Origin of the sequence: Neisseria sp. HMSC31F04 (assembly GCF_001807735.1) — a bacterium.
GTDB classification, from domain to species: Bacteria; Pseudomonadota; Gammaproteobacteria; order Burkholderiales; family Neisseriaceae; genus Neisseria; species Neisseria elongata.
Genome location: NZ_KV790822.1, coordinates 54,902 through 78,919, shown reverse-complemented (window position 1 = coordinate 78,919; position 24,018 = coordinate 54,902). Strand labels below are relative to the sequence as shown.

31 protein-coding genes and 1 tRNA gene are annotated in these 24,018 nt (G+C 50.2%); 24 read left to right on the top strand and 8 right to left on the bottom strand.

Going from position 1 to position 24,018, the window contains the following annotated elements; translation table 11 throughout:
- Nucleotides 1-28: 28 nt before the first annotated feature.
- The 3 genes from HMPREF3107_RS08565 to HMPREF3107_RS08555 form a co-directional block, all read right to left on the bottom strand.
- Nucleotides 29-556: a DUF4112 domain-containing protein gene (locus tag HMPREF3107_RS08565; RefSeq protein WP_070454947.1), complete on the bottom strand. Its 528-nt coding sequence runs from the start codon at nt 554-556 to the stop codon at nt 29-31.
- Nucleotides 557-806: 250 nt separating this feature from the next.
- Nucleotides 807-1,238, bottom strand: a complete 432-nt coding sequence (locus HMPREF3107_RS08560; protein WP_070454945.1) for an acyl-CoA thioesterase — start codon at nt 1,236-1,238, stop codon at nt 807-809.
- A gap of 164 nt (nt 1,239-1,402) precedes the next feature.
- A complete protein-coding gene (locus HMPREF3107_RS08555; RefSeq protein ID WP_070454943.1) occupies nt 1,403-2,362 on the bottom strand; it encodes a L,D-transpeptidase in 960 nt (319 codons plus the stop codon).
- A 119-nt stretch (nt 2,363-2,481) separates the two neighbouring features.
- Between HMPREF3107_RS08555 and rlmD the strand changes: the two genes are divergently transcribed.
- The 7 genes from rlmD to carA all read left to right on the top strand — a co-directional run bounded on the left by rlmD (nt 2,482) and on the right by carA (nt 9,610).
- Complete coding sequence (rlmD, locus tag HMPREF3107_RS08550) at nt 2,482-3,810, top strand: 23S rRNA (uracil(1939)-C(5))-methyltransferase RlmD (RefSeq protein ID WP_246828620.1); 1,329 nt, start codon at nt 2,482-2,484, stop codon at nt 3,808-3,810.
- Between the two features lie 220 nt (nt 3,811-4,030).
- A complete protein-coding gene (locus HMPREF3107_RS08545) occupies nt 4,031-5,434 on the top strand; it encodes a 23S rRNA methyltransferase (protein WP_070454957.1) in 1,404 nt (467 codons plus the stop codon).
- A 14-nt stretch (nt 5,435-5,448) separates the two neighbouring features.
- Nucleotides 5,449-6,558, top strand: coding sequence for a response regulator transcription factor (locus HMPREF3107_RS08540; protein ID WP_070454942.1), 1,110 nt, complete (start codon nt 5,449-5,451; stop codon nt 6,556-6,558).
- A 12-nt stretch (nt 6,559-6,570) separates the two neighbouring features.
- Complete coding sequence (locus HMPREF3107_RS08535) at nt 6,571-7,107, top strand: GTP-binding protein (RefSeq protein ID WP_041961284.1); 537 nt, start codon at nt 6,571-6,573, stop codon at nt 7,105-7,107.
- Nucleotide 7,108: 1 nt separating this feature from the next.
- Nucleotides 7,109-7,744 (top strand): peptidase M23, encoded by a 636-nt coding sequence (locus tag HMPREF3107_RS08530; RefSeq protein ID WP_070454941.1) that lies wholly within the window; start codon nt 7,109-7,111, stop codon nt 7,742-7,744.
- 124 nt (nt 7,745-7,868) lie between these two features.
- Nucleotides 7,869-8,231, top strand: a complete 363-nt coding sequence (locus HMPREF3107_RS08525) for a roadblock/LC7 domain-containing protein (protein ID WP_003769955.1) — start codon at nt 7,869-7,871, stop codon at nt 8,229-8,231.
- 251 nt (nt 8,232-8,482) lie between these two features.
- A complete protein-coding gene (gene carA / locus HMPREF3107_RS08520) occupies nt 8,483-9,610 on the top strand; it encodes a glutamine-hydrolyzing carbamoyl-phosphate synthase small subunit (RefSeq protein WP_070454939.1) in 1,128 nt (375 codons plus the stop codon).
- Between the two features lie 213 nt (nt 9,611-9,823).
- Here carA and HMPREF3107_RS08515 read toward each other — a convergent pair.
- From HMPREF3107_RS08515 to HMPREF3107_RS08505, 3 genes are all read right to left on the bottom strand, one after another.
- Nucleotides 9,824-9,900 (bottom strand) — tRNA-Pro (locus HMPREF3107_RS08515).
- A 52-nt stretch (nt 9,901-9,952) separates the two neighbouring features.
- A complete protein-coding gene (locus HMPREF3107_RS08510) occupies nt 9,953-10,660 on the bottom strand; it encodes an SAM-dependent methyltransferase (protein ID WP_070454938.1) in 708 nt (235 codons plus the stop codon).
- 50 nt (nt 10,661-10,710) lie between these two features.
- On the bottom strand, nt 10,711-11,316 hold the full coding sequence (locus tag HMPREF3107_RS08505) for a Maf family protein (protein ID WP_371327481.1): 606 nt from the start codon (nt 11,314-11,316) through the stop codon (nt 10,711-10,713).
- A 37-nt stretch (nt 11,317-11,353) separates the two neighbouring features.
- Here HMPREF3107_RS08505 and HMPREF3107_RS08500 point away from each other — a divergent pair, with 37 nt between their 5' ends.
- The 6 genes from HMPREF3107_RS08500 to HMPREF3107_RS08475 all read left to right on the top strand — a co-directional run bounded on the left by HMPREF3107_RS08500 (nt 11,354) and on the right by HMPREF3107_RS08475 (nt 15,596).
- Entirely contained in the window at nt 11,354-11,857 is a 504-nt protein-coding gene (locus tag HMPREF3107_RS08500) for a YceD family protein (protein WP_070454937.1), read from the top strand.
- 29 nt (nt 11,858-11,886) lie between these two features.
- Nucleotides 11,887-12,066 (top strand): 50S ribosomal protein L32, encoded by a 180-nt coding sequence (rpmF, locus tag HMPREF3107_RS08495; RefSeq protein WP_003773931.1) that lies wholly within the window; start codon nt 11,887-11,889, stop codon nt 12,064-12,066.
- Between the two features lie 77 nt (nt 12,067-12,143).
- On the top strand, nt 12,144-12,677 hold the full coding sequence (locus tag HMPREF3107_RS08490; RefSeq protein WP_070454935.1) for a phosphoribosyltransferase: 534 nt from the start codon (nt 12,144-12,146) through the stop codon (nt 12,675-12,677).
- A 113-nt stretch (nt 12,678-12,790) separates the two neighbouring features.
- A complete protein-coding gene (gene plsX, locus HMPREF3107_RS08485; RefSeq protein WP_070454934.1) occupies nt 12,791-13,849 on the top strand; it encodes a phosphate acyltransferase PlsX in 1,059 nt (352 codons plus the stop codon).
- Between the two features lie 158 nt (nt 13,850-14,007).
- Nucleotides 14,008-14,967, top strand: a complete 960-nt coding sequence (locus tag HMPREF3107_RS08480) for a beta-ketoacyl-ACP synthase III (RefSeq protein WP_070454932.1) — start codon at nt 14,008-14,010, stop codon at nt 14,965-14,967.
- Nucleotides 14,968-15,110: 143 nt separating this feature from the next.
- A complete protein-coding gene (locus HMPREF3107_RS08475) occupies nt 15,111-15,596 on the top strand; it encodes a hypothetical protein (RefSeq protein ID WP_168160539.1) in 486 nt (161 codons plus the stop codon).
- Nucleotides 15,597-15,611: 15 nt separating this feature from the next.
- Here the strand turns inward: HMPREF3107_RS08475 and HMPREF3107_RS12180 are convergent, their stop codons facing one another.
- Nucleotides 15,612-15,755 (bottom strand): hypothetical protein, encoded by a 144-nt coding sequence (locus HMPREF3107_RS12180; RefSeq protein WP_159070391.1) that lies wholly within the window; start codon nt 15,753-15,755, stop codon nt 15,612-15,614.
- An 80-nt stretch (nt 15,756-15,835) separates the two neighbouring features.
- Between HMPREF3107_RS12180 and fabD the strand changes: the two genes are divergently transcribed.
- The 4 genes from fabD to dapD all read left to right on the top strand — a co-directional run bounded on the left by fabD (nt 15,836) and on the right by dapD (nt 19,774).
- Nucleotides 15,836-16,765: an ACP S-malonyltransferase gene (gene fabD, locus HMPREF3107_RS08470; protein ID WP_070454928.1), complete on the top strand. Its 930-nt coding sequence runs from the start codon at nt 15,836-15,838 to the stop codon at nt 16,763-16,765.
- A 105-nt stretch (nt 16,766-16,870) separates the two neighbouring features.
- Nucleotides 16,871-17,446 (top strand): ZapG family protein, encoded by a 576-nt coding sequence (locus tag HMPREF3107_RS08465; protein WP_070454926.1) that lies wholly within the window; start codon nt 16,871-16,873, stop codon nt 17,444-17,446.
- Nucleotides 17,447-17,657: 211 nt separating this feature from the next.
- A complete protein-coding gene (locus tag HMPREF3107_RS08460; RefSeq protein WP_049253705.1) occupies nt 17,658-18,854 on the top strand; it encodes an acetate kinase in 1,197 nt (398 codons plus the stop codon).
- 98 nt (nt 18,855-18,952) lie between these two features.
- Nucleotides 18,953-19,774, top strand: coding sequence for a 2,3,4,5-tetrahydropyridine-2,6-dicarboxylate N-succinyltransferase (dapD, locus tag HMPREF3107_RS08455; protein WP_070454924.1), 822 nt, complete (start codon nt 18,953-18,955; stop codon nt 19,772-19,774).
- Between the two features lie 259 nt (nt 19,775-20,033).
- On the opposite strand, the gene HMPREF3107_RS08450 is transcribed toward dapD, so the two are convergent.
- Nucleotides 20,034-20,315, bottom strand: coding sequence for a hypothetical protein (locus tag HMPREF3107_RS08450; protein ID WP_070454922.1), 282 nt, complete (start codon nt 20,313-20,315; stop codon nt 20,034-20,036).
- A gap of 183 nt (nt 20,316-20,498) precedes the next feature.
- On the opposite strand from HMPREF3107_RS08450, the gene HMPREF3107_RS08445 reads away from it, so the two are divergent.
- From HMPREF3107_RS08445 to tatC, 7 genes are all read left to right on the top strand, one after another.
- Complete coding sequence (locus tag HMPREF3107_RS08445; RefSeq protein WP_049248984.1) at nt 20,499-21,050, top strand: CreA family protein; 552 nt, start codon at nt 20,499-20,501, stop codon at nt 21,048-21,050.
- 40 nt (nt 21,051-21,090) lie between these two features.
- Nucleotides 21,091-21,489, top strand: coding sequence for a phosphoribosyl-AMP cyclohydrolase (gene hisI / locus HMPREF3107_RS08440; protein WP_070454920.1), 399 nt, complete (start codon nt 21,091-21,093; stop codon nt 21,487-21,489).
- A 75-nt stretch (nt 21,490-21,564) separates the two neighbouring features.
- Nucleotides 21,565-21,888 carry a phosphoribosyl-ATP diphosphatase gene (locus tag HMPREF3107_RS08435; protein WP_070454918.1) on the top strand — a complete coding sequence of 108 codons (324 nt, stop codon included), beginning with the start codon at nt 21,565-21,567 and terminating at the stop codon, nt 21,886-21,888.
- Between the two features lie 101 nt (nt 21,889-21,989).
- A complete protein-coding gene (locus tag HMPREF3107_RS08430; protein WP_070454955.1) occupies nt 21,990-22,313 on the top strand; it encodes a histidine triad nucleotide-binding protein in 324 nt (107 codons plus the stop codon).
- A gap of 60 nt (nt 22,314-22,373) precedes the next feature.
- Entirely contained in the window at nt 22,374-22,580 is a 207-nt protein-coding gene (tatA, locus tag HMPREF3107_RS08425; protein WP_003773961.1) for a Sec-independent protein translocase subunit TatA, read from the top strand.
- 3 nt (nt 22,581-22,583) lie between these two features.
- On the top strand, nt 22,584-23,087 hold the full coding sequence (gene tatB, locus HMPREF3107_RS08420) for a Sec-independent protein translocase protein TatB (protein ID WP_070454916.1): 504 nt from the start codon (nt 22,584-22,586) through the stop codon (nt 23,085-23,087).
- A gap of 143 nt (nt 23,088-23,230) precedes the next feature.
- Complete coding sequence (gene tatC / locus HMPREF3107_RS08415) at nt 23,231-23,971, top strand: twin-arginine translocase subunit TatC (protein ID WP_070454914.1); 741 nt, start codon at nt 23,231-23,233, stop codon at nt 23,969-23,971.
- Nucleotides 23,972-24,018 lie beyond the last annotated feature (47 nt).

Here is a 24,018-nt window from a genome sequence, read left to right as displayed (position 1 = left end):
GGGATTTTGGGGGGATTTTGCAAAGGTCTCAAGTCATCAAAACCAGCATGACGAGGCCGAAGAAATCGGGCAGCTGCAGATAAAGCCAAGCGGCGGCAGGTTTGCGCCAAAAGGCGGATTGTGCCTGTTTCTTTTCCAGCCCCGCGTGCATGAACGGGCGTTCCAGATGCAGGCTGGTGTCGATGCCGTATTCGCTGCGGACATGCTCGTTGACGATTTTCATTGTGCGGAAGGTCGGTTGCAAAAAGATGTCGATCAGCGTGCCGACAACCGGAATCATGCCCAGTAGCATATCGGCCAAAGCAAGATAAACCGCCGGCCGCATTTTTTCTTCCGGTACGCCCAGTTCCCTGCCCATACGGAAGGCTTTGAGCGTCAGTAGCAGGCCGGCGATGTCGCCGACAAATGGGATGAGCGACAAAAGCGCGTCTATGCCGATACCTTGTTTCGTAAACGGGATGCAGAACAGGCTGTCCATGGTGTTGGCGTATTTGGCCAGATGTCGTTCGCGGCGGATGATTTCCTGCCGATCAAACGGGGCGGGAGTGTTGTTCATGATGTATTCCTTATGTGATGCGGTGTGTCGTGCGGCAGGGCAGTGAGGCCGTGTATTTTATTTCATCGTGCGGATTTTGAGGTGCGGCGGCATTTGGGATGTGAAACGTCTGTTGCATGCTTTTCCGGCACGGCCGCAAGCGGTTTTCAAGATGCCGTCAGTTTGGCGTTGCCGGTCGGAAAGGGCAGGGCAAGGCCGGGGACGGATTGAGGCCGTCTGAAAGGTATTTCTATTTTTCAGGCGGCCTTTTTTATGCTTTGCCGTGCAGGATGGCGGAAAATTTTTCGGGCAGTCTGCGGACGCGTTGTGCGGTGTAGTCGAAAGCGGCCAGATGGCATTGGACGGTGGCAATCAGTGTTTGGTCGTGCAGGCGGAGCAGGGCGGCATCGCAGCGGAAACCGCCCGCACTGATTTCGGCTGTGCCGAGGCCGATTTGCAGTTGGTCGCCGTGTATGGCCTGTGCCCGATATTGGATGGCGGCGCCGGTCATGATCAGGCCGCAGCCGCCGATGTCGAATTCGCTGTATCCATGCTCCGCCAGCCAGCGGATGCGCGCTTCGTGAACCATGCGTAAGACGGCATCGTTGGAGAGATGGTTGCCGTAGTTCAAATCGCCGATTTGCACGCTGAGGCCGGTTTGATAGAGAATGGACTCGGGCGGGGAGATGTTGAGGCGGGGCATGTGGTTTATTTGGAAGGTTGTGAAAGGTTGAGGGGCGGTTGCTTCCGGATGGCGTTCTGCCGTTTGGCTTCGGATTTTATCGTCCGGTTGTATTTTGTAGGGAGACCGTCTGAAAAGAGTCCGCTTTTAAATGGAGCGGAATCTTTCAGACGGCCTTCGGATGCTTAGAACAGGTTGTCGTCGCTTCCGTTGTCGTTGACTGTGTCGCCGTTGTATTGCGGCATGTTGCCGACGGGATATACGGGAGTGTCGTTCTGCGGGATGTCGGCATCGATTTCGATTTCGCTGCCTTCAGGCAGGATTTGTTCGGCAGGCGGAGGAGTTTGCGGTTTCGGCACCGCTGCTTTCGGTTTGCTTAGGCTGCCCGAGCCGGAAGTCCATGCCAGCGAGGTCAGATTGCCGCTGATTTTGCCTTTTCCTGCGCCGCAGGTCAGACAGTTCAGCGTGCCGGTCCGTGCTTTCAATATGGCGTCTATGCGTTTGTCGGATACGGTTTTGCCGTTGGCCTGCGCCCATGCGTTGATGCTTTTGCGTAAGGCGGCCGTATTCAGGTTTTTCTTGTTATAAGGGTCGCGGTAGGCGGCCAGCCAGAGGTTGCCGGCACCGTCTACATTGAGGGCGGCCATTTGATAAATAACATCGGCCGGAGAGCCTGTGGTAATGGTTTTGGCAAATTGGAGGGCGTCGGGGGACTTCATCCGTACGCAACCGTGGCTGCGTACGCCGGGGACGCTTGCCGGTGCGTTTGTGCCGTGGATGCCGAGGCCGAGTTTGGGGTCACCCAAACGGACAAATACGGGGCCGAGCGGATTTTTCGGGCCGGGCGGAATGGAGGTTACGCCGTTGTTCAGTTCTTTTTGAATCGATTTCGGAATGTGCCAGGTGGGATTGAACGCTTTGACACCGATTTTGTGCGAACCGAGGTTGGTTTGTGTCATCGCTTTACCTACTGCGACAGGATAAATTTTTGCCAATTTGCCGTCTGTGTAGAGGAAAAGGCGTTGCTGGGGGATGTTGATAACGACGTGATGGCCTTGTGAAACAGGCGCGACATCGGGAACGGAAGTGTTGGCCAAGGCCGGAACGGCCGCCAGTAGAAATAGGCTGAATCCTAATTTTTTCATGATGTTGTTTGCTGACAGTGTTTGTGAGGTGCGGCATCATACCGCAACTGTCGGTAATTTGTGGGAAAATGTCGTTTTTTTGTTCGGTTTTGGTGTGCGAGCGTGGCATTATGGCAATAATGATGAAAAAGCAGGCTGATTCACAAGGTGAAAAGGGTGAGGTGTTTGAGGCCGATGTGGTTGGTTTGGATCATGAAGGGCGCGGCATTGTCAGGCGGTCGGGGAAGGCTGTGTTCGTTCACAACGCGCTTCCGGGGGAGCGGATTGCTTGCCGTGTTGTTCAGACAGACAAGCGTTTCGATGTGGCAGATGCTGTGGAAATTTTGCGTCCGTCGGGATATAGGCAGGATGCACCATGCCCGGATTATGGGGAGTGTGGCGGCTGCTCCATGCAGCATATTGAATTTTCGGCGCAGGTGTCGTTTAAGCAGAGGGTGGTGGAAGAGCAGTGTGCGCGGCTCGGCAAGATATCGCCCGATCAGATTTTGGCGCCGATTTACGGTCTGCCGTGGCATTATCGTGAACGTGGCAGGTTGGGCGTTCAAGTAGACGAAAAAGGCCGTCTGAAAATAGGATTCCGTTCGAAAAAGAGTAATCGTATTGTTGCTTTGAAACAGTGTGCCGTTTTACCTCAACATCTTTCAGCAGCTTTGCCCAAGCTGCATATGGGCTTGCAGCCATTTTCAGAGAATTTGGAAGGTATAGAGTTTGCGGTGGCGGAAGGAAAAACGGCTCTGTGCCTGATTGTGCTCCGCAGGCCGTCTGAAAAAGAAATGAAATGTTTGCAGGCATTGGTTGAGGCATTCGGGGATGCATGGCTGTGGAGTTGGAGAAGTAAAAACGGGATGCGCCAGGCATTGCGGCCGGAAGAGGGCGGGCTGATTTACAAGCTTCCCGATTTTAATTTGAAAATGTCGTTTGAAGTGGGCGGATTTACTCAGGTTAATGCGAAATTAAATAATTTGATGGTGAAAAGGGCAATGGATTTGCTTCAGCCGTCGCAGGGAGAGAGGATTGCCGATTTGTTTTGTGGTTTGGGTAACTTCACTCTGCCGATTGTCCGTAGCGGTGCCCAAGTATTGGGAGTTGAAGGGTTGCCCGATTTGGTGAATCGGGCTAAACAGAATGCCATGGCTAATCATTGTCAAGGATATGTCGATTTCAGGGTGGCGGATTTATTCAAAGTGAATCCCAGTGCATGGGATGATTGGTGTAGTGTGGATAAAGTGCTATTGGATCCACCGCGTGCCGGTGCTCATGCCGTGATTGAAATGCTTACGCAGGCACGGCGGCTGCAACGGATAGTGTATGTTTCATGCAATCCGGCTACTTTTGTAAGGGATGCTGCGCTATTGGTTGGAAAAGGTTATAGATTCAGGTCATTAGGAATGATGAATTTGTTTTCGCAGACTGCACATATTGAATCAATCGGTTGCTTTGATAGATAAGCGGCGTGTTTAATTAAGTAAAACGTTGAAATAAAGGTTCGGTTTTTTGTAAGTCATGCTATTATGACAAGCTAAGGGATTAACAATCTGTAACAAAAAATATGTAGTTTGTATTTTTAAGGTTGCAAGGGTTGTTTTCGAATATGCCATATGTTGGGAGATATTCTTGGATTACGCGCTTATATTGGGAGTGCTCGCAGTTGTTGTACTAATCTTTATTATGCTGAAACAGCGTGGTAAAGAGAAAGCATCAGTCAAAAATAACCAGTCATCAACTAGGCGAGTGAGTAATAATAATGATGCCGAGGAGCAGGCTGATTCCGATGTTTGGGTCAGTCAGGTCAATACCTCAGTCTCTGATACCGAGCAGAGTTGGGAGTGGGATACAAATAATGCTGATTTGTCTACTGCTTCAGTATCTGCTCAGGAAGTGGATCCTCTTACTGAATACCAAGTCTATAAGCAGTTCGGTTATGAGGATAAGGCAGCAGCTTCTTTGGCAAGTTATTTGAATAATCTAAAGTCTGATGCGCCTGAAAAATTGGTTAGCGAGTTGGCTGGCCTTTGTTTAAATATCGGGGATGTTGACTTGTTGTCTTCAACCTTGGAGCGGCATGCTTCAGTTCTACCGCAAACGGCTTTGGCTGAATATATCAAAGCTGGTTTGGGTCTTGATTCCAACCACTTGGGCTTGCGAGTGTTAGCAGAATCCAAGTTGAATTGGGGTATGCAGGAGGTAGCTCGCCAGATAGGTGAGCAAACAGGTTTTGAGGTTTCTGACTCAGATAGTAGTTCATATAATGCGTCCTCAACTGTGGAAGTTACAGTCAACAATGATGGTCCTGAAGTTAAGCGCCTAACTAAGCGGAGTCCGTTAATTATTGGTAAGGCTGAAGTTGGTGATATGACCGAGGAGGAAATGAGTGCAGTTATTGGTTTTGTGAAGCCTGAAAAATCAGCAAAATTAATAAAAAATCAGGTTGATTACGAAACCGCCTTGCAGCAATACAATAAAGCAATTCAAAAAGCAGAGAAACCTGCAGGGTTAATTATTGATGCCTTAAAATTAGACTATCAGAATTCTGATGTTAATGAATTTGCGGCTCATTTGTGGAAACTGTATTACTCCTTGGGTTCTAACGGACGTCAGGTAAAAGAACGTATGTTAGGTTGGGGTTACAGTTTGGGTCAGCATGAGGTGTTCGATAATTTAGAGAAAGCACCCACTGAGCAACAAATTCGTGAAATTGGATTGAAGCAAGGATATTTGCAGGCTGCATCACGTCAGGCAAAAATTAAGTATCGAGAATTGGTTCAGAGGAATGATTCTATTCTAAATGAAAGTACTTCTCCTGCTGAGCTGGCATTGAAAGAAGTTGAGTCTTTGTTAATGTATGGTCAGCTTGAACAAGCAATATCTACATTAGAGCAGGCTGTTCTGCAATACCCTCAAGAATCTCAGTTGTACATAATGTTGTTTGATTTATATGAACGATCAGAGGATTGGGTAAGATTAGAGCAGTTCCTAAGATTGCTGCGAGAAAGGGAAGCTAATCTGCCAGAGGAAGTTGTTTTGGCAATTAGTCAGTTACAGCAGCGCATTCATCGTAATTCAAACAAATAAAAGAGTGCAGAATAATGGATAATTTAATACCGAAAGTAAAGACAGTACGGGTTAGTCTGCAGGAAATGGGTGAGCAGCAATATGCTGTTTTTAGAATGGCATTTAAAATGCATAACACAACTAATTATGAAATTGTGGATGCAAGCTCTACTGTTAAACCGGACATGGTATTAGTTGACGTTGATGGTAGCAAGGGGATGTTGGCTTGGCATGAGGCAAAGAAAAATCATCCAGATATACCTGTAGTTGTGTTTTCAGTTAATGAGCCGATTGTAACTGCTCCTCATCTACCTAAGCCTGTGAAATTTGACACATTATTTCCGATTCTGAGAAGTTTAGCCCAGGGTGGTAATGTTGTTGAACCCAAACAGCAGGAAGTGATTAATTCGCAGCAGCCAGAAAAAATGTCAGCCCCCTCTGGGCATAATGATAAAAAGACAACAATTCGCCGTTTTAATCCTCAGCGTGGTTTATTAGGTGCATTAAGGGCGTCTAGTGAGCGACAGCAAGATACGGCAGTATTGGTTGATGGTAAACCAGTCCTCATTGTATTCCCTAGTATTCAACGTGTACTCTTAACCGTTAGTGCAGAAGAGCTGGAAAAAATGTGCCGTGATGATCATCTTACGGTTATTTGTAAAACAGTTCCTGATAATCCTCAGTGGAAAGAGAAGGCTAAAGTTACCATTATGTCTTGTTTGTGGCAGATGGCAATCTGGACTGCCCAAGGCAGATTGGTATTTCCGATGACTCCGCAAACAGTATTTACTTTAAAACGTTGGCCTAATTTAACTCGGTTAGCTCCAGTTCCTGAGTCTATGCGACTGTCTGCATTTTTGACTAAAACATCAGTTAACTTAAATATTTTATATAAAGTAATGCCGCTAGATATGGCAGATATTTTGAATTATTTGGCAGCTACATATGTTACAGGATATTTAGCAACAGATAATGAATTTTCTGTTCAAGGAAATAGAGAATTAACGACTGATACTGTAAATGTTAATACTCATGTTCCTGATAATAAAATGTCTAAAGATGCGCTAACTGCTGTAACACCGTCTCAAAATCAGCCTCGTGGATTGCTCCAGAGATTGATGCGAAAATTATCAGGTGGCAAATAAGGATTAAATATAATGAAGGAAAATAAAATCATATTTACTGGGCCTGTTGGCGTTGGTAAAACTACAGCAATTGCTGCTTTGTCTGATGATCCTCCTGTAAAAACAGATGCACGGGCATCTGATATGACTTTGGTTCGTAAGGGACATACGACAGTTGCAATGGATTATGGCGTTATCCGGCTAGATGGGGATACTAAAGTTCATTTATATGGCACTCCCGGGCAAGAACGATTTAATTTTATGTGGGAAATTTTAAGCAAAGGAAGCATGGGTTTAATTCTGTTATTGGATAATACTCGGGCTAATCCTTTAAAAGATTTAACTTTTTTTCTAGATGCATTCAAAGATTTATTAAAAACAGCACCATTGGTAGTAGGTGTGACCAAGATGGACGTACGGTCATTGCCAGGTATTGATGTTTATCAAAAATATTTGGCCCAACATAATTTTAATGTTCCTGTTTTTGAAGTGGATGCACGCCAAGAAGAAGATGTGAAACAATTGGTTAGTGCGATGTTATTCTCAATTGATCCTGGGTTAGAGGCATAAGATGGATTCAACACTTTCTTTACAATCAAATTTATACCCACATGTGACTCCTGCTGGTGCTTACTATGCTGTATCTAGCAATATTCCAAGTGCTAGTAGAACGTTGTTGCATGGATTATTACGAGCTTCATGTAATGAAACAGCCAGTACTGAAAATTTGCTTGCCTGGGCTCAAACAAACGATGCGGATTCAGCATTAAATTTGTTGTATCGGTTACAAAGACTGGAATTTTTATATGGTGATGAATCTCCATCTGTTAAAGAGTCCAGTATGACAGATGAGCAGTTACCTGAATTATTAGCACAATTGTCCAGTACAGGAAGGGCACTATTGGCTGATGGTAATGGACTGTATTTTGCGAATGCGGGCTTTCACCACGAAACAGCTGAAGAAGTGGGTTTAATGTCTAGTGAGGTTGCAGCGTTAGGCGAAAAACACCAGTTATTAGTGAAGAATAACTTAAATATTCATCACAATGCGTGGGGGATTTGTGATCCTTCAGGTCAAACAGAACTTACTTTTTTCCCATTATATGCGGGAAAAGTCAAGTTAGTATTAGTGGTAGCCGGTGTGCCTGATTTAAATAAAGAGGCTTTTGTTTCATTGATTAAAGTGCTTTGTAATCGGTATGCCTAATTTTATGGGACTTGGGATTTATCAAAAATATCAAGCTGGGTAATACAGCGTGAAGAGATGACTGATTGTAACAAGTTTAAATAGCAAATATTTAATAATATATTGATTTTATTGGGTTTAAGATATGCGTGAACAACTTTTAATTTCTGTGTTGAGCGATTTAAATGCGACATCGGCAGATATTATTGCTTCAGCTGTAATATCCAGTGATGGATTACCAATTGCAACTTTAATTCCTCAAGGATTGGATGCTGACCGTGTAGGGGCAATGTCTGCAACTTTATTGGCATTAGGCAGCCATGCTGCACATGAGCTTAATTGTGGTGATTTGGATCAAGTGATGGTTAAAGGCAAAAGTGGTTATATTTTATTGAACCAAGCTGGTGCGGATGCGGTTTTGGCTCTGATTGCTAATGAAAGTGGTAAGTTAGGCTTGATTCTGTTAGATGCTAAACGTGCTGCAAAACATATTGCTGATATCATCTAAAAGATTTTGAAAAGTGGCGAGTTGTACGTTACTTTAAATGAGGTATTAAGGGTCTGAAAAATATTCTTTTCGAAAGAAGGTTTATTTTCTTGTTATAGTGCTGGGTAGTAAACTTGAATTAGATGGTTTAGTGATTTAGAATCGCCCACGTATCTCAAATTTTGTGTGGCTTTATTAGACGAGCACGCAATATGCTACAACAGTGGCATATGCGTGTTTTTTTGCGGATAAAATGACAGATAGGATGTTTTATGGAAATTCCAGCTCTTCTTGTGCTTGCGGATGGTAGCGTATTCCGAGGGAAGTCAATCGGTTATAAGGGTGTTACGTTTGGGGAGGTTGTATTTAATACATCAATGACTGGATATCAGGAGATATTGACGGATCCGTCATATTGCCGACAGATTGTAACTTTGACTTATCCCCACATTGGAAATACAGGAGTTAATCCTGAAGATGTCGAGGGTAAACAAGTGTATGCGGCGGGATTGATTATTCGTGATTTGCCTCTTTTGGAAAGCAGTTTTCGTTCAAAAGAGAGTTTGCAAAAGTATTTAACTCGGAATAAGACGGTTGCGATTGCGGATATTGATACCCGCCGTTTAACTCAAATATTAAGAATCAAAGGTGCGCAAGCTGGTGCGATTTTGACAGGTGAAGATGCTACGGAAGAAAAAGCAAGGGAGTTAATTAATGCTTTCGGTAGCATGGTAGGTAAAGATTTGGCTAAAGAAGTAAGCTGTACGCAACCTTATGAGTGGACGGAAGGTGAGTGGGTGCTTGGTCAGGGTTTTGTAACTCCTGAGTATCAGCCCTATCATGTTGTGGCTTATGATTATGGTGTAAAAACCAATATTTTGCGTATGCTTGCAGCTAGGGGGTGTCGATTGACGGTCGTGCCGGCGCAGACTCCGGCAGAAGAAGTCTTGGCGATGAATCCTGATGGTATTTTCTTATCAAATGGTCCCGGGGATCCGCAAAGCTGCGATTATGCGATTACAGCTGTCCAGAAGCTTTTGGATAGTAAAAAACCGTTATTTGGTATCTGCCTGGGGCATCAGTTACTTGGTTTGGCGTTAGGAGGGAAAACCCGCAAGATGCCGTTCGGGCATCATGGAGCCAATCATCCTGTACAGGATTTATTGACCGGAAAAGTAATGATTACCAGCCAAAATCATGGTTTTGAGGTGGATGCAGAGACTCTTCCTGATACAGTAACAATTACCCACCGTTCCTTATTTGATGGTTCTTTGCAGGGGATTGAGTTGAAGGGGCAGCCGGTATTTAGTTTTCAAGGACACCCTGAAGCAAGTCCCGGACCGCATGATGTCGCTTATCTATTTGATAAGTTTATAAATAGTATGCAGAAGACTGCTTAAAAAGATTTTCAGACGGCCAAGATTGATTTTATTTTTGGCCGTCTGAAAGAATCATGAATAGATGTAATTGTTGTTAAGACGTAGTGCTTCTTCGTTTTCAGCTTATGCTGTCGGCTATTTGGTATTGAAATTAGCCGAATTTTATGACAGTGATGCATCCATCATCCCAAATAGAAAAAAGCAGCTTTTAAAGCTGCTTTTTTCTATTTAGTTTGGTCGGAATGAGAGGATTCGAACCTCCGACCCCTTCGTCCCGAACGAAGTGCGCTACCGGGCTGCGCTACATTCCGAAATGATTAAGACGCGGATTATAGTCTGATATTTTTAGACTGACAAGCGCGTTTAAGCATGTAAAACAAAAATTGTCGGACGTTTTTTTAAATCGGGTAACGGAGATAAAGTGTGCCAGATATCAATGGTTTGGCTGATAATTTGTTGGGTGGGTAGTGTTAAATCACAGGCGATGCATAAGCGGGTTCGTGGATGCAGGATGTTGATTGCGTCAGATAGTAATGCATTGTTTCTGTATGGTGTTTCTATGAATAAGATGGTTGAATTTTGCTGTTTCGATTGTTGTTCGAGTAGTTTAAGAGATTGGATGCGTTCGGTTTTGTCGGATGGGAGATACCCTTTGAATGTGAAATTTTGGCCGTTTGTACCAGATGACATCAGAGCCAGCATAATACTGGATGGTCCGATTAACGGGCGTACTTCAAAACCGGATTGGTGGGCAAGTGCAACCAAGTCGGCCCCCGGGTCTGCTACGGCAGGGCAACCTGCTTCGCTGAGTAGCCCCATGCTTCGGCCTTCTTGCAAAGGTCGGAGCAGATCGGGTAATTTTGTACGGTCGGTGTGTTCATTGAGTGTATGTAGGTTGAGTTCGCGGATGGGGGTGGTGATCCCTAGATGCTTGAGGTGCGCTCGGGCAGTTTTCTCGGCTTCAACGACGAAATCGGTCAGTCCCACGATTTGCTGTTGTTCGTGGGGTAATAGGCAAGGCGTGTCGGGTGTACCGAGAGGTGTTGGGATAAGGTAAAGGATTGCAGGCATATTTTGAGATGATGAAAAATTAGGGTTTAGCTTGATAGACAGTAATAGGGTTAAAGAATATCTACACCCTCGGCCTGTAAAAAGTCGATTAAACGGAAAATAGGTAGGCCGATCAGTGCATTTGGGTCGCAGGTTTCAACTTTTTCCAGTAAGGCGGCTCCCAAGCTCTCACTTTTGGCTGCACCGGCACAATATATGGCATCGGGTTCGCGTCTTAAATATGCTGCAATCTGTTCCGAAGTCAATTCCCGCATGGTAACGACGGTTTTGTCTACATGATGATGCAGGCCGTCTGAAAATGTATTGAGCAGACAGACGGCACTGTAAAATGTAATCTGTTTGCCACTTAATTCCTGTAGCATTTGTTGTGCATTTGCTACGCTTATCGGTTTGCCGAGTTGCCGGCTTTCACACCATGCGACTTGGTCGGCACCTATAATTAATGCGGCAGGGAAACGTGTTTTCAGTGACTGTGCTTTACCGATGGCAAGGCGTAAAGCCGTGTCCTCGCCTGTTTCACCGGAATGGGGCGTTTCGTCGAAATCAGGTGAGGCCGTCTGAAAATGTAAACCGAGCCGTGTCAGTTGCTGTTGCCGGAATATCGAACCTGATCCCAGGATAAGGGGGAGTGTGGTTTTCATTTTGTGTAAAAACATTGACGTTCTATTGTTGGAATTATATCATGCACAGTTTATGTTAGAGCCTGATTTGATTGCCCCCGGTGAGTTTGCCGGCGAAAAGCAGAGCCTGCAAGGCGAAGTGTTTTTGCATGAGTTGGACGAACGGGTATGGTCGCACGAATATTTTGCGGATAAAGACAGCCCGCTGCATGTAGTTTTGCAGGGGGGGATTGATCGCTTCCAGCGTCCGTTTTTGGATTTGAAAGTGCAGGGATGTCTGCATTTACTTTGTCAACGGTGCATGCAGCCCATGAGTTTTGATTTGGATGAGGATGCGCGTATTGTTCTGTTTGCCGATGAATCCAAGTTGGATGAAGCCATGCTTTCCGATGAGGGATTGGAAGGTATGCCGATGGATAGCGAATTGTCAGTTCGGACGTTGGTGGAAGATCAAATTTTGATGGCAATGCCATACTCGCCGCGGCATGAGCACTGTGTCGGGGAAAATATGGCGGCAGTCAATCGAGATAAACCCAATCCGTTTGCGGTATTGGCAGGGCTGAAAAGCAGCAAATAACTTTTTGTAAATATTTTTAGGAGTTTGAAATGGCCGTTCAACAAAACAAAAAATCCCCTTCTAAACGCGGTATGCACCGTTCGCACGATGCTTTGACTGCACCTGCCCTGTCTGTGGACAGCGCAACCGGTGAAGTTCATCGTCCGCATCACATTTCGCCCAACGGTATGTACCGTGGTCGCAAAGTGATGAAAGCCAAGGGCGAATAAGCCTGAGGCGGATGTAAAACGGAAATCCGTCTGCGGGTTTCCGTTTTTGTTTCTGTTAAAACAGCGGATGTACGATTATGGTTAAAAAAATTTGGTATACCTATGATGATATACATCGGGTATTAAAAGAATTGGCAGGTAAAATTCAATCGGGCGGTGTGAAATATGATGCAATGATTGCCATTGGCGGCGGGGGATTTATTCCCGCGCGTATTCTGCGCTGCTTTTTGAATATTCCGATTTATGCGGTTACTACGGCCTACTATGCCAATGATTTCGGTTACCAGACCAATGACGAAATCAAGAAAATCCAGTGGCTGGATCCTATTCCGGAAAGCCTGGTTGGAAAAAATATCTTGGTGGTGGACGAGGTAGATGATTCCCGCGTAACCTTGGAATTCGTGCTGAATGAGTTGCAAAAGGAAAAATTTGCCGAAATCGGCGTAGCCGTGCTGCACGAAAAAATCAAAGAGAAAAAAGGCATCCTGCCTCAAGGCATTCATTATTACAGCGGTATTACCGTCAAAGATTGGTGGATTAACTATCCGTGGGACGCCGACGATATTACTGCGCATAATATGCTGGCTGCGGAAAGCAGTGCGGAACGATAAGGCCGTCTGAAAATACGGAGCGGCTTTTGCGGATTGATTCGATTGATGCTTTATCGATTTCAGAATCATAATCTGCCGGATGGCCAACCGATATTTTAGCGAATGGAGCAATTATGATTACCTTGGCTGTAGATGCGATGGGCGGCGATGCCGGTTTGGCGGTTACCATCCCCGGAGCATTGTTGTTTTTACGCCAGCAGGCCGATGTCCGCTTATTGATGGTGGGCGACGAGGTGCAGGTTCGGCAGGCATTGGAAGCTGCCAATGCACCGATGGATCGCATTCAAATCGTCCATGCCGCACAAGTGGTCGAGATGGATGAGCAGCCCCAGTCTGCCCTGAAAAACAAAAAAGATTCCTCCATGCGGATAGCCGTGAATCAAGTGAAGGAAGGTCTGGCGCAGGCAGCGGTGTCTGCGGGCAATACGGGTGCGTTGATGGCAACCGCACGCTTTGTGTTGAAAACCATACAAGGCATCGAGAGGCCGGCAATTGCCAAATTCATCCCCTCTCAAAACGGCCACATGACGCTGGTGCTTGATTTGGGCGCAAACGTGGACTGCACACCCGAGCAATTGGTGCAGTTTGCCGTTATTGGCAGCGAATTGGTGCACGCACTGTATCCGAATGCGGGCGCGCCGCGTGTTGGTTTGCTGAATGTCGGTACCGAAGACATCAAAGGCACGGATACCGTCAAACAGGTTTTCAAACTCCTCAGCGGCAGCAAGCTGAACTTTGTCGGCAATGTCGAGGGCGGCAGCATTTTCAGCGGCGATGTGGATGTCGTGGTGGCCGACGGATTTGTCGGCAACATCGTATTGAAAACCATAGAAGGCGCGGTGCGTTTTATGGGTTCGGCAATCAAGCAGGAATTTCAAACCAATCTGCTGACCAAATTGGGTGCGCTGGCCGCCATGCCGGCCTTGAAAGGTTTCAAAAACAAACTGGATCCGCGCAAATTCAACGGCGCCATATTTCTCGGCCTGCGCGGTGTGGTGATTAAAAGCCACGGCGGTACCGATGCGGTCGGCTTTAGTAATGCATTGGAAGAAGCCTTTCATGAAGCCAAGGCCGACAGCCTGACCCGCATCCAGCAAGGCGTGGCTGACCAACTGGCTCATTTGGCAGACAAAAAACTGGAAGTGGAACAGGCAGCCATCAACATTGATTAAACCCTTCGGCATAGTTTTGAAATATGCCGTAATACAGGCCGTCTGAAACCGGAAATCCTTTCAGACGGCCTGTTTCTCGATTGAGAAAACGGCAGACATTCCCTACAATGCCGAATCTTTTATCCAGCCATTACAAACAATTTAGAAAGGGACGCGCCATGCAATATGCAAAAATCCTCGGTTCCGGCAGCTATCTGCCTGAAAAGCGTGTCAGCAATGATGATCTCGCCGAGTTTGTCGATACATCGGACGAATGGATTGTCAGCCGTACCGGCATCAAATTCCGCCACCTAGCCGCTGAAAACGAAAGAACCAGCGATTTGGCCGTGATTGCCGCACAGCGTGCGTTGGCCGATGCGGGCGTGGCGGCGGAAGAAATCGACCTGATTGTTTTGGCTACGGCAACCCCCGATATGCAGTTTCCGTCTACGGCCACCATCGTGCAGAACAAACTCGGCATTGCCGGTTGTGCGGCATTCGACGTTCAGGCGGTTTGCGCCGGCTTTATGTATGCCATCGTAACTGCCAATGCCTACATTAAAAGCGGTATGGCCAAGAAAGTGCTGGTTATCGGTGCGGAAACATTCAGTCATATTTTGGACTGGAAAGACCGTACAACCTGCGTGCTGTTCGGAGACGGTGCGGGCGCGGTCGTTTTGGGCGCGTCTGACAAAGAAGGCATCATCCACGGCAAACTGCAAGCTGACGGCGGCTATTTGGACTTGCTGAAAGTGCCTGCGCAGATGGCCGGCGGACAGATTTGCGGCAACCCTTATGTGGAAATGGACGGGCCGGGCGTATTCAAATTTGCCGTTAAAACCCTCGCCAAAGTGGCGGAAGAAGTATTGGAAGAAGCGGGCTATCATGCAGAACAAATCGACTGGCTTGTGCCGCATCAGGCGAACAAGCGCATCATCGACAGCACCGCCAAACATCTGGGCCTGAGCCTGGACAAAGTTATCCTGACCGTGCAAAACCACGGCAATACTTCGGCCGCATCCGTTCCGTTGGCATTGGACGAAGGCATCAAAAGCGGCCGCATCAAGCGCGGCCAGATATTGCTGCTGGAAGGCATAGGCGGCGGTTTTACTTGGGGAGCCGTATTGTTAAGATACTGATTGGGAAAATTGAATACAAATTCGTAAAAAGATTTATTGCAACCGTTCGGTGGATGAGTATAATGCGCACATCTGCCGAACGGTTGTTTTTTCAGACAAGCGGTGCAGAAATAATAATTCACTATTCATTACGGGGTATCATCATGCAAGCAATCCAACATTACGGCATTATCATTTCTTGGTTTCAAGACAAACAGTTAGGCGTTGTCCGCGATAAAGACGACACGACCGCCCGCCTGTTGCTTCTGGCGGCAGACCTGCCGGCCGGTTACCGCGAACCGAAAGTCGGCGACGAAATCACCTATATCGCCGGCATGGACGACCAAAACCGTCCTTGCGCGCTTTCTCCCGCCCCAGTGGGGATGCAGGCGGCCGAGCCGTTTGCCGAAAGCGGTGCGACAGTAAAAGAAGGCGATATTGTACGCATCAAAGTCAGTGCTTGGGACATTAAGAAAAACGGCGGTTTCGGCATGTTGTCCAGCGAGCCATCCGTCCCGGTGTTCGCCTTGGGCCAGCACCTCAACCAATTTTATGTGCCGCAAGAAGGCGACGTACTGAAAGGCCGTCTGAAACGCCACAGCAACGGCCAATGGCTGCTGACCGACATCGACATCCAGATTGCCGAATAAAGCCTTATAAAGCCTTCAGGCCGTCTGAAAATGTACCTCTTTGTTTTCAGACGGCCTGCCGCCAAATGCGGCAGCATAGAACGGCGTATCTCTTTCTGTTACACTTTCCGCCATCCCGCTTTTGCCGCAGATGGCGGTTTGTGCATTTTGCGGCGGCAATTTTTTCAACCGACAGACACACAGGCGGCCATAACGGTGTATCCATTGTTATACCGGCCTGAGCATGAGAAAGGAATCCCATGTCTTTTGCATTTTTCTTCCCCGGCCAAGGCTCGCAGAGCCTGCACATGATGGACGGCTTCGACGGCGTAAGCGTGGTTAAAAATACTTTTGACGAAGCATCCGCCGCCCTCGGCCAAGACCTGTGGGCGATGATGAACGGTGAAGACAGCGATTTAATCGGCCAAACTGTCAATACACAACCCCTGATGCTGGCTGCCGGCGTCGCCACATACCGCGCCTACCTCGAAGCCGGCGGCAAACTGCCGCAAGTCGTGGCCGGACACAGCTTGGGCGAATACAGCGCGCTGGTGGCCGCCGAAGCACTGGCCTTTGCCGATGCGATCAAACTCGTCCGCCTGCGTGCGGAATTGATGCAGAACGCCGTGCCGCAAGGCGTCGGCGCGATGGCGGCGATTTTGGGTTTGGAGGACGGACAGGTTAAAGAACTGTGTGCCGCCGCCGCGCAGGGCGAAGTGGTGGAAGCGGTAAACTTCAATTCGCCGGGGCAGGTCGTGATTGCCGGCCATACCGCCGCCGTCGAACGTGCCATGAACGCCGCCAAAGAAGCAGGTGCGAAACGCGCCCTGCCGTTGCCCGTATCCGTTCCTTCGCATTGCAGCCTGATGAAGCCCGCCGCCGACAAATTGGCCGAGGCACTGCAAAACACCAACATCGCCACACCGAAAATCCGCGTCATCCACAACGCCGACGTCGCATCCTACGACAACCCCGCGCAAATCAAAGACGCACTGGTCCGCCAGCTCTACAGCCCCGTACGTTGGACGGAAACCGTAAACAGCCTGGTTGATGAAGGCATCACCGAATCCGCCGAATGCGGGCCGGGCAAAGTTTTGGCCGGGCTGGCCAAACGCATCCGAAAAGAAGCAGTGTGCGGCGCGCTGACCGGTCAGGAACAAGTGGCCGCCTTTATTGCCGCCCATCCGTGAGAATGACAACAGGAGGCCGTCTGAAAGCAAGACGAACTGTTTAGTGTATTTTCAGACGGCCTGCTGTCGGTAAAACTTTCCAAACAACCCGAAAGGACAAACGAGATGAATGCACCTACCGTTTCCATGTTGGTTTTGGCCGCAACGGCCGGTTTGGCCGCCGGCTTCCTGCTGGCATGGCTGTTCCTGCGCGGCAAACAGTCGCGGCAGGCAAGCGAGCGGGAAGCCTTGAAACAGGAACTGGACGACTATCGCAGCCGTGTGGACCAACATTTTGCCGACACCGCAGAAGCGGTGGACGCGTTGAACCGCAGCTACCAAAACGTCATCCGCCACCTGAGCAACGGCGCGCAAACCCTGATGGGCAAAGAAGCGCTGCAAGAACAACTGGCCAAACGCAGCGACAAAGCCGTTACACTGGGCTATCTGGCCGGATCGGTGCTGCCCGCCGCAGAATCGGACGGACAGCAAAGCGCGGCGGAGCAAATCCAAGCCGAAACCGTCGAACCGGCAAGCCAAACCGGTTTGCAAACCGAAGCGGCGGAAGAAGCGGTCAGGCCGTCTGAAAACGCCGCAAGCGAAGCGGAGGCCGAAGATAAGGCCGAAGCTGAAACTGAAATTGCAGAAGTTGCGGATGCGGAAACGCCGGAACAAGAACAGGCCAAGCCGGAAGACAAATAGCGCTTGCCGGGCAGATGCCGCCGCACACAGAAAGGCCGTCTGAAAACATTTTCCCGACCGATATGTTTTCAGACGGCCTCGAAACATTACCGCACAACCGCAGCCGGCCAAATCCGCGCCGAAGTTTCCACATATCCCGTCAGACTGTCTGTATAATGCACGCCGTCTGAAACATAAGTTTCCCCATTTACCGACAAGAAGGAAAAATACAATGTCCAAAAACCTGATTTTAGTATTGAACTGCGGCAGCTCGTCTTTGAAAGGCGCAGTGCTCGACAACGACAACGGCGAAGTGCTGCTGAGCTGCCTGGGTGAAAAACTGACCACCCCCGATGCCTACATCACCTTCAAAAAAGACGGTCAGAAACACCGCGTGGAACTGGCCGACCGCCACGACCACACCGGCGCAGTCGGCGCGCTTTTGGACGAACTGAAAAAATACGGCCTAGATGCCGATGTGAAAGCCGTCGGCCACCGCGTCGTGCACGGCGGTGAAAAATACAGCGCGTCCGTCCTGATTAACGACGAAGTCATCGCCCAACTAGAAGCCTGCATCCCGCTCGCCCCACTGCATAATCCGGCCAACCTGACCGGCATCCGCGCCGCACAAGCCATTTTCGCCGGCCTGCCCAATGTCGCCGTGTTCGACACCGCCTTTCACCAAACCATGCCGGAACACGCCTACACCTACGCCGTACCGCGCGCCCTGTATAAAAAATACGCCTTCCGCCGCTACGGTTTCCACGGCACCAGCTTCCGCTTCGTCGCTCCCGAAGCCGCCCGCATCATCGGCAAAGACGTGAAAGACTGCCGCCTGGTCATCGCCCACTTGGGCAACGGCGCATCCATCACCGCCGTGAAAAACGGCGAATCCCAAGATACCAGCATGGGCTTCACCCCGCTGGAAGGCTTGGTGATGGGTACGCGCAGCGGCGACGTCGATGCCGGCATTTACCCATTCTTGGCCGCCAATGCAGGCATGAGCGTGGAAGAAGTCAGCGACCTCTTGAACAAAAAATCCGGCCTGCTGGGCATCTCCGAACTGTCCAACGACTGCCGCATCGTGGAAGAAGCCGCAGCCGAAGGCCATGAAGGCGCGAAATTGGCCATGGCCGTTACCGCCTACCGCCTGGCCAAATACATTGCCGCCATGGCTGTGGCCGCCGGCGGTATCGATGCGCTGGTGTTTACCGGCGGTATCGGAGAAAACTCCGATGCCGTCCGCGCCCAAACCGTCGCCCATTTGGCCTTCCTGGGCTTGAAACTCGACGAGCAGGCCAATGTGGACGTACGCTTCGGCAAAGAAGGCATCATCAGTCCGAAAGGTCAAACGCCTGCCGTCGTCGTGGTGCCGACCAACGAAGAACTGATGATCGCGCACGACACCGCCGCCCTGTCCGGCCTGTAAACAGCGCACCATAAAAAAGGCCGTCTGAAAGCATCAAAACCGCGCTTTCAGACGGCCTTTCGCACCGAAATCCCATTTCACACCCGAAAGGAAAAAACATGTCATTGCAAAACATCATCGAAACCGCCTTTGAAAACCGCGCCGACATCACGCCGGCCACCGTTACCCCCGAAGTCAAAGAAGCCGTGTTGGAAACCCTGCGCCAACTCGATTCCGGCAGCCTGCGCGTGGCCGAACGCCTGGGCGTGGGGCAATGGAAAGTCAACGAATGGGCGAAAAAAGCCGTGCTGCTTTCCTTCCGCATTCAAGACAACGAAGTGCAAAACGACGGCGTAAACAAATACTTCGACAAAGTGCCGACCAAATTTTCAGACTGGAGCGAAGAAGAATTCCGCACCGCCGGCTTCCGCGCCGTACCCGGTGCCGTGGCGCGCCGCGGCAGCTTTATCGGCAAAAACACCGTCCTGATGCCGTCTTACGTCAATATCGGCGCGTATGTGGACGAAGGCGCGATGGTCGATACCTGGGCAACCGTCGGCTCTTGCGCCCAAATCGGTAAAAACGTCCACCTGAGCGGCGGCGTCGGCATCGGCGGCGTACTCGAACCCTTGCAGGCCAGCCCGACCATCATCGAAGACAACTGCTTCATCGGCGCGCGTTCCGAAATCGTCGAAGGCGTGATTGTCGAAGAAGGCAGCGTGATTTCCATGGGCGTGTACATCGGCCAGTCCACCAAAATCTATGACCGCGAAACCGGCGAAATCCACTACGGCCGTGTACCGGCCGGTTCGGTGGTCGTGTCCGGCAGCCTGCCTGCGAAAGACGGCAGCCACAGCCTGTATTGCGCGGTTATCGTGAAAAAAGTGGACGCGCAAACCCGCGCCAAAACCAGCGTAAACGAATTGTTGCGTGGCGTGTAAGCCTGGCGAGGTAATGAGGCCGTCTGAAAAACCTGTTGCCAAGGTTTTCAGACGGCCTTTTTGTTTGATGGCGGATTGATTGGAGGGTGTCCTGGTATAGTGGATTAAATTTGAATCAGGACAAGGCGAGGCAACGCCATACCGGTTTAAATTTAATTCACTACGGCGGGAGGGGCATTTCCGTTTTCACTTACGATAATCCGCGATATGGCGCGGGAGATGCCGCAGGGCGGGCCGGGTTTGCCTGCGATGCGTTTGGTTAGACGAATGCCGCAACTAAGCCGTAAAGGCAGAAAAACAATACCGCCAAAGCCACCCGTTCGAACGGGTTTTGCCGCAGCAGCACCGTGGCGGCCGTGCCTGCCGCCCAGGCGGACAATACGGCGTACATCCTGGGTTCCAGCCACCATGCGGCGGACAGGCCGTCTGAAGTTTCCGGCAGCAGGTGTGCGGGTTGGGCGGCCTGATGGCTGCAATAAACGGCGAATAAGGTCAGCAAGAATGTAATCAGGTAGAGCAGGGTAGATATTTTGCGTTTCATTTTTCAGACGGCCTTTTGCAAGGGCTGCGGTGGGGATGGGCATTATACGGCGGTTGGAGGCGGTTTGCTCCGCCGCCGTTTGTGTTTTCATGCCGGAAGGCGCGGTTTTTGCAACGTTGGTTTTAAAACCGCGCCGCCGTGTGGCAAAATAGCGTACCTACACACATCAATTAAGGAAAATCCATGCGCATCATCAAAGCCGTTTGTTTGGGTCTGGCCGTTTCGGCCTTGGCCGCCTGCGATTCCGAAACCGACAAAATCGGCAATGCCAGCACCGTATTCCGCGTGCTGGGCAAAAACGACCGTATCGAAATAGAAGGTTTCGACGATGCCGATGTGAAGGGCATCACCTGTTATTTGTCGTATGCGAAAAAGGGCGGTTTGAAAGAGGCGGTGAATTTGGAAGAGGATGCCAGCGACGCGTCGGTGTCATGCGTGCAGACCGGCAATGCAATCGAATTCAACGAACAGGCGGTGGCCAAGCCGCAGCAGGTGTTTAAGCGCAGCGCGAGCTTTGCCTTTAAGAGCCTGCAAATCATGCGGTATTACGATGCCAAGCGCAAAACTTTCGCCTATATGATTTACAGCGACAAAATCATCGACGGTTCGCCGAAAAATTCGCTCAGCGCGATTTCCTGTTATGGCGGCGCGCCTGCGGATGAAAAACAGATAGTCGGCCTGCCTAACAAGCAAATCGCCGGTTCCTGCATTATCGATACGGCGGCGAAGAAATAGCAGGCCGTCTGAATAACGGAAGGATAAAGGACGAAACGGCATGTATGAAGAATTGCTGGGCGCGGTGAAATTCGACGACAAAGGCTTGTTGTGCGCCATCGCGCAAGACAGGAACAGCGGCCGCGTGCTGATGGTGGCATGGATGAATGCCGAGGCGCTGCAAAAAACGGTGGAAACCGGTTTTGCCCATTATTACAGCCGTTCGCGGCAGAAGCAGTGGATGAAGGGCGAGGAGTCGGGGCATGTGCAGAAAGTGTACGAACTGCGGCTCGATTGCGACGGTGACGCGCTGGTGATGCAGATTGAACAGCAGGGCGGCATTGCCTGCCATACGGGGCGGGAAAGCTGTTTCTACCGCGTTTGGCAGGCAGACGGCGGCTGGCAGGCGGTTGATGCGGTGCTGAAGGACGAAAAGGCCATCTACGGCGCAAAACCTTAAAGTTGCAGGCCGTCTGAAACGGGAAGGCGGTTTTCAGACGGCCTCCGCCTGCGGCAATTCATTGGGAGAAGGATGATGGACGACAGGATATTGTCTGAAATTCAAAATGTGATCGATTCGCGCAAGGGCGGCAATCCGGACGAATCATATGTGGCCGGACTGCTTGCCAAAGGCGGCGACAAAATCTTGAAAAAAGTAATCGAGGAGGCCGGCGAAGTGCTGATGGCCTCGAAAGACGGCGGTGGCGAACACCTTGTTTACGAAACCGCCGATTTGTGGTTTCACTGCATGGTGCTGCTGGCGCATCACGGTTTGCGGGCGGAAGACGTGGTTCGCGAGCTGGCGCGGCGGCAAGGTTTGTCGGGGCTGGCGGAAAAGGCCGCGCGCCCTCAGGGCTGATATCAGGCCGTCTGAAAGGCGCGGACGGTGTTTTTGTATTACAATCCGACCTCTTTGCCCCAAGCGGAAATACCGCAAGGCGGCTTACCGGAGAATTCATGATGACCGACTGCATCTTCTGCAAAATCGCAGACAAACAAATCCCCGCTTCGGTGGTGTACGAAGACGACGAGATGCTCTGTTTCAAAGACATCCGCCCCGCCGCGCCCGTCCATCTGCTGCTGATTCCGAAAGAACATTTCGATTCGCTGGCACACGCCGGGCCGCAACACGGGGCCCTGCTGGGCAAAATGATGCTGAAAGTGCCGCAGTTGGCCGCTGAACACGGCCTGCGCAACGGGTTTAAAACCCAAATCAATACCGGCAGCGGCGGCGGTCAGGAAGTGTTCCACCTCCATGTGCATATCATGGGTACGCCGGTTTGAATATCAGGCCGTCTGAAAGCGGGTTTCCGCATTGAATAGATTTAACGTAAGGATTTTAAAATGGGTTTGAGCGGAATTTCTCATTGGCTGATTGTGCTGCTGATTGTAGTGTTGGTGTTCGGTACCAAAAAATTACGCAACATCGGCAAAGATTTGGGTGGCGCGGTGCACGACTTCAAAAAAGGCCTGAACGAGGGGTCTGAAGAGGCAGATGCCCGCCCGGCCGAGAAGCAGGCCGAGGCCGACAAAGACGATAAGCAAGCCTAAGCCATGTTCGACCTCGGTTTCAGCGAGATGCTGCTGACCGGCGTTGTTGCGCTCGTGGTGCTGGGGCCGGAGCGGCTGCCGAAGGTGGCGCGTGCGGCCGGATTGTGGCTGGGGCGTTTGCAGCGTTTCGTCAGCGGCGTGAAAAACGAACTCAGCCGCCAAATGGATGCCGAAGGGCTGTCCGAAGTCAAAGAGGATTTTCAGGCGGCCGTCCGTGAAGCGCAGGAAGGTTGGCATGATGCACGCCATGCATTGCAAAATCAGGCGCAGGGCATAGACCCCGAACTCCCCGCGTGGGAGCGGCTGCCGCCGCAGCGCACGCCGGCCGATTTCGGCATAGGTACGGACGACGGCCTGCACGCCGGCGGGACGCGGTACGATGATGCCGCCCCTTTCCATATGGTTACCCTGCGCCGTCAGGCAATGGGCCGCCGCCGCGATTTGCGCCCGCGCTTTCATCCGAGGCCGCAACTCCGCGTCCGCCGCCAAGGCCGTCTGAAAAGATAGGCGGAGTCGGTCGGCTTCGCTTTCCGATGTTTTCCATATTCCCCATATTTTCGATTTTATAGTGATTAAGCTCCAATCCGGACAGGGCGGTGTAATGCCGTCTTGCTTTAAAGCGGATTCACCGTAATGTCGGCGAGATTGAGATGACAGAGCAAACCCAAACCCTGATTGAACATTTGGTCGAACTGCGCCGGCGTTTGGTGTGGATTATGCTGGTGATGCTGGCCGCTTTTTTTGCCGTCATCCCGTTTGCCCAACCGCTTTATACGTTTGTCGCCCAGCCGCTGATGGCGTCTCTGCCTCAGGGGACGCAGATGATTGCCACCGATGTGATTGCGCCGTTTTTCGTGCCGATTAAAGTCGCCCTGATGACGGCGTTTTTGGCCACGCTGCCGCATACGCTGTATCAGATTTGGGCTTTCGTCGCACCCGCGCTGTATCAAAACGAAAAACGCCTGATTGTGCCGCTGGTGTTGTCCAGCCTGATTCTGTTTGCCTGCGGCATGGCCTTCGCCTATTTTGCCGTTTTTCCGATTGTGTTCCGGTTTTTAACAAGCGTTACCCCACAGGGGGTCAGTATGGCGACCGATATCGACAAATATCTGTCGTTTGTGCTGGGTATGTTTGTGGCCTTCGGTGCAACGTTTGAAGTTCCGATTGTCGTGGTGCTGCTGCACAGGATGGGCGTGGTGTCGTTGGCGCAACTGAAAAGTGCACGGCCTTATGTGATTGTGGGCGCGTTTGTCGTGGCGGCGGTTATCACTCCGCCGGATGTGCTGTCCCAAGTTTTGATGGCTGTCCCGTTGGTTATTTTGTACGAATTCGGTTTGCTGGCGGCAAGATTGTTCAAGCCTGTAACGAGGGATGAGGAAGAAGGGAAATAATCGCTATTCGTTTCGCTTTTATAGTGGATTAAATTTAAATCAGGACA

Excerpts from the sequence above, each read along its gene's own strand:
- HMPREF3107_RS08565 (WP_070454947.1), bottom strand. The coding sequence starts at position 556 with ATGAACAACACTCCCGCCCCGTTTGATCGGCAGGAAATCATCCGCCGC.
- HMPREF3107_RS08560 (WP_070454945.1), bottom strand. The coding sequence starts at position 1,238 with ATGCCCCGCCTCAACATCTCCCCGCCCGAGTCCATTCTCTATCAAACC.
- HMPREF3107_RS08555 (WP_070454943.1), bottom strand. The coding sequence starts at position 2,362 with ATGAAAAAATTAGGATTCAGCCTATTTCTACTGGCGGCCGTTCCGGCC.
- rlmD (WP_246828620.1), top strand. The coding sequence starts at position 2,482 with ATGATGAAAAAGCAGGCTGATTCACAAGGTGAAAAGGGTGAGGTGTTT.
- HMPREF3107_RS08545 (WP_070454957.1), top strand. The coding sequence starts at position 4,031 with ATGCTGAAACAGCGTGGTAAAGAGAAAGCATCAGTCAAAAATAACCAG.
- HMPREF3107_RS08540 (WP_070454942.1), top strand. The coding sequence starts at position 5,449 with ATGGATAATTTAATACCGAAAGTAAAGACAGTACGGGTTAGTCTGCAG.
- HMPREF3107_RS08535 (WP_041961284.1), top strand. The coding sequence starts at position 6,571 with ATGAAGGAAAATAAAATCATATTTACTGGGCCTGTTGGCGTTGGTAAA.
- HMPREF3107_RS08530 (WP_070454941.1), top strand. The coding sequence starts at position 7,109 with ATGGATTCAACACTTTCTTTACAATCAAATTTATACCCACATGTGACT.
- HMPREF3107_RS08525 (WP_003769955.1), top strand. The coding sequence starts at position 7,869 with ATGCGTGAACAACTTTTAATTTCTGTGTTGAGCGATTTAAATGCGACA.
- carA (WP_070454939.1), top strand. The coding sequence starts at position 8,483 with ATGGAAATTCCAGCTCTTCTTGTGCTTGCGGATGGTAGCGTATTCCGA.
- HMPREF3107_RS08510 (WP_070454938.1), bottom strand. The coding sequence starts at position 10,660 with ATGCCTGCAATCCTTTACCTTATCCCAACACCTCTCGGTACACCCGAC.
- HMPREF3107_RS08505 (WP_371327481.1), bottom strand. The coding sequence starts at position 11,316 with ATGTTTTTACACAAAATGAAAACCACACTCCCCCTTATCCTGGGATCA.
- HMPREF3107_RS08500 (WP_070454937.1), top strand. The coding sequence starts at position 11,354 with ATGTTAGAGCCTGATTTGATTGCCCCCGGTGAGTTTGCCGGCGAAAAG.
- rpmF (WP_003773931.1), top strand. The coding sequence starts at position 11,887 with ATGGCCGTTCAACAAAACAAAAAATCCCCTTCTAAACGCGGTATGCAC.
- HMPREF3107_RS08490 (WP_070454935.1), top strand. The coding sequence starts at position 12,144 with ATGGTTAAAAAAATTTGGTATACCTATGATGATATACATCGGGTATTA.
- plsX (WP_070454934.1), top strand. The coding sequence starts at position 12,791 with ATGATTACCTTGGCTGTAGATGCGATGGGCGGCGATGCCGGTTTGGCG.
- HMPREF3107_RS08480 (WP_070454932.1), top strand. The coding sequence starts at position 14,008 with ATGCAATATGCAAAAATCCTCGGTTCCGGCAGCTATCTGCCTGAAAAG.
- HMPREF3107_RS08475 (WP_168160539.1), top strand. The coding sequence starts at position 15,111 with ATGCAAGCAATCCAACATTACGGCATTATCATTTCTTGGTTTCAAGAC.
- fabD (WP_070454928.1), top strand. The coding sequence starts at position 15,836 with ATGTCTTTTGCATTTTTCTTCCCCGGCCAAGGCTCGCAGAGCCTGCAC.
- HMPREF3107_RS08465 (WP_070454926.1), top strand. The coding sequence starts at position 16,871 with ATGAATGCACCTACCGTTTCCATGTTGGTTTTGGCCGCAACGGCCGGT.
- HMPREF3107_RS08460 (WP_049253705.1), top strand. The coding sequence starts at position 17,658 with ATGTCCAAAAACCTGATTTTAGTATTGAACTGCGGCAGCTCGTCTTTG.
- dapD (WP_070454924.1), top strand. The coding sequence starts at position 18,953 with ATGTCATTGCAAAACATCATCGAAACCGCCTTTGAAAACCGCGCCGAC.
- HMPREF3107_RS08450 (WP_070454922.1), bottom strand. The coding sequence starts at position 20,315 with ATGAAACGCAAAATATCTACCCTGCTCTACCTGATTACATTCTTGCTG.
- HMPREF3107_RS08445 (WP_049248984.1), top strand. The coding sequence starts at position 20,499 with ATGCGCATCATCAAAGCCGTTTGTTTGGGTCTGGCCGTTTCGGCCTTG.
- hisI (WP_070454920.1), top strand. The coding sequence starts at position 21,091 with ATGTATGAAGAATTGCTGGGCGCGGTGAAATTCGACGACAAAGGCTTG.
- HMPREF3107_RS08435 (WP_070454918.1), top strand. The coding sequence starts at position 21,565 with ATGGACGACAGGATATTGTCTGAAATTCAAAATGTGATCGATTCGCGC.
- HMPREF3107_RS08430 (WP_070454955.1), top strand. The coding sequence starts at position 21,990 with ATGACCGACTGCATCTTCTGCAAAATCGCAGACAAACAAATCCCCGCT.
- tatA (WP_003773961.1), top strand. The coding sequence starts at position 22,374 with ATGGGTTTGAGCGGAATTTCTCATTGGCTGATTGTGCTGCTGATTGTA.
- tatB (WP_070454916.1), top strand. The coding sequence starts at position 22,584 with ATGTTCGACCTCGGTTTCAGCGAGATGCTGCTGACCGGCGTTGTTGCG.
- tatC (WP_070454914.1), top strand. The coding sequence starts at position 23,231 with ATGACAGAGCAAACCCAAACCCTGATTGAACATTTGGTCGAACTGCGC.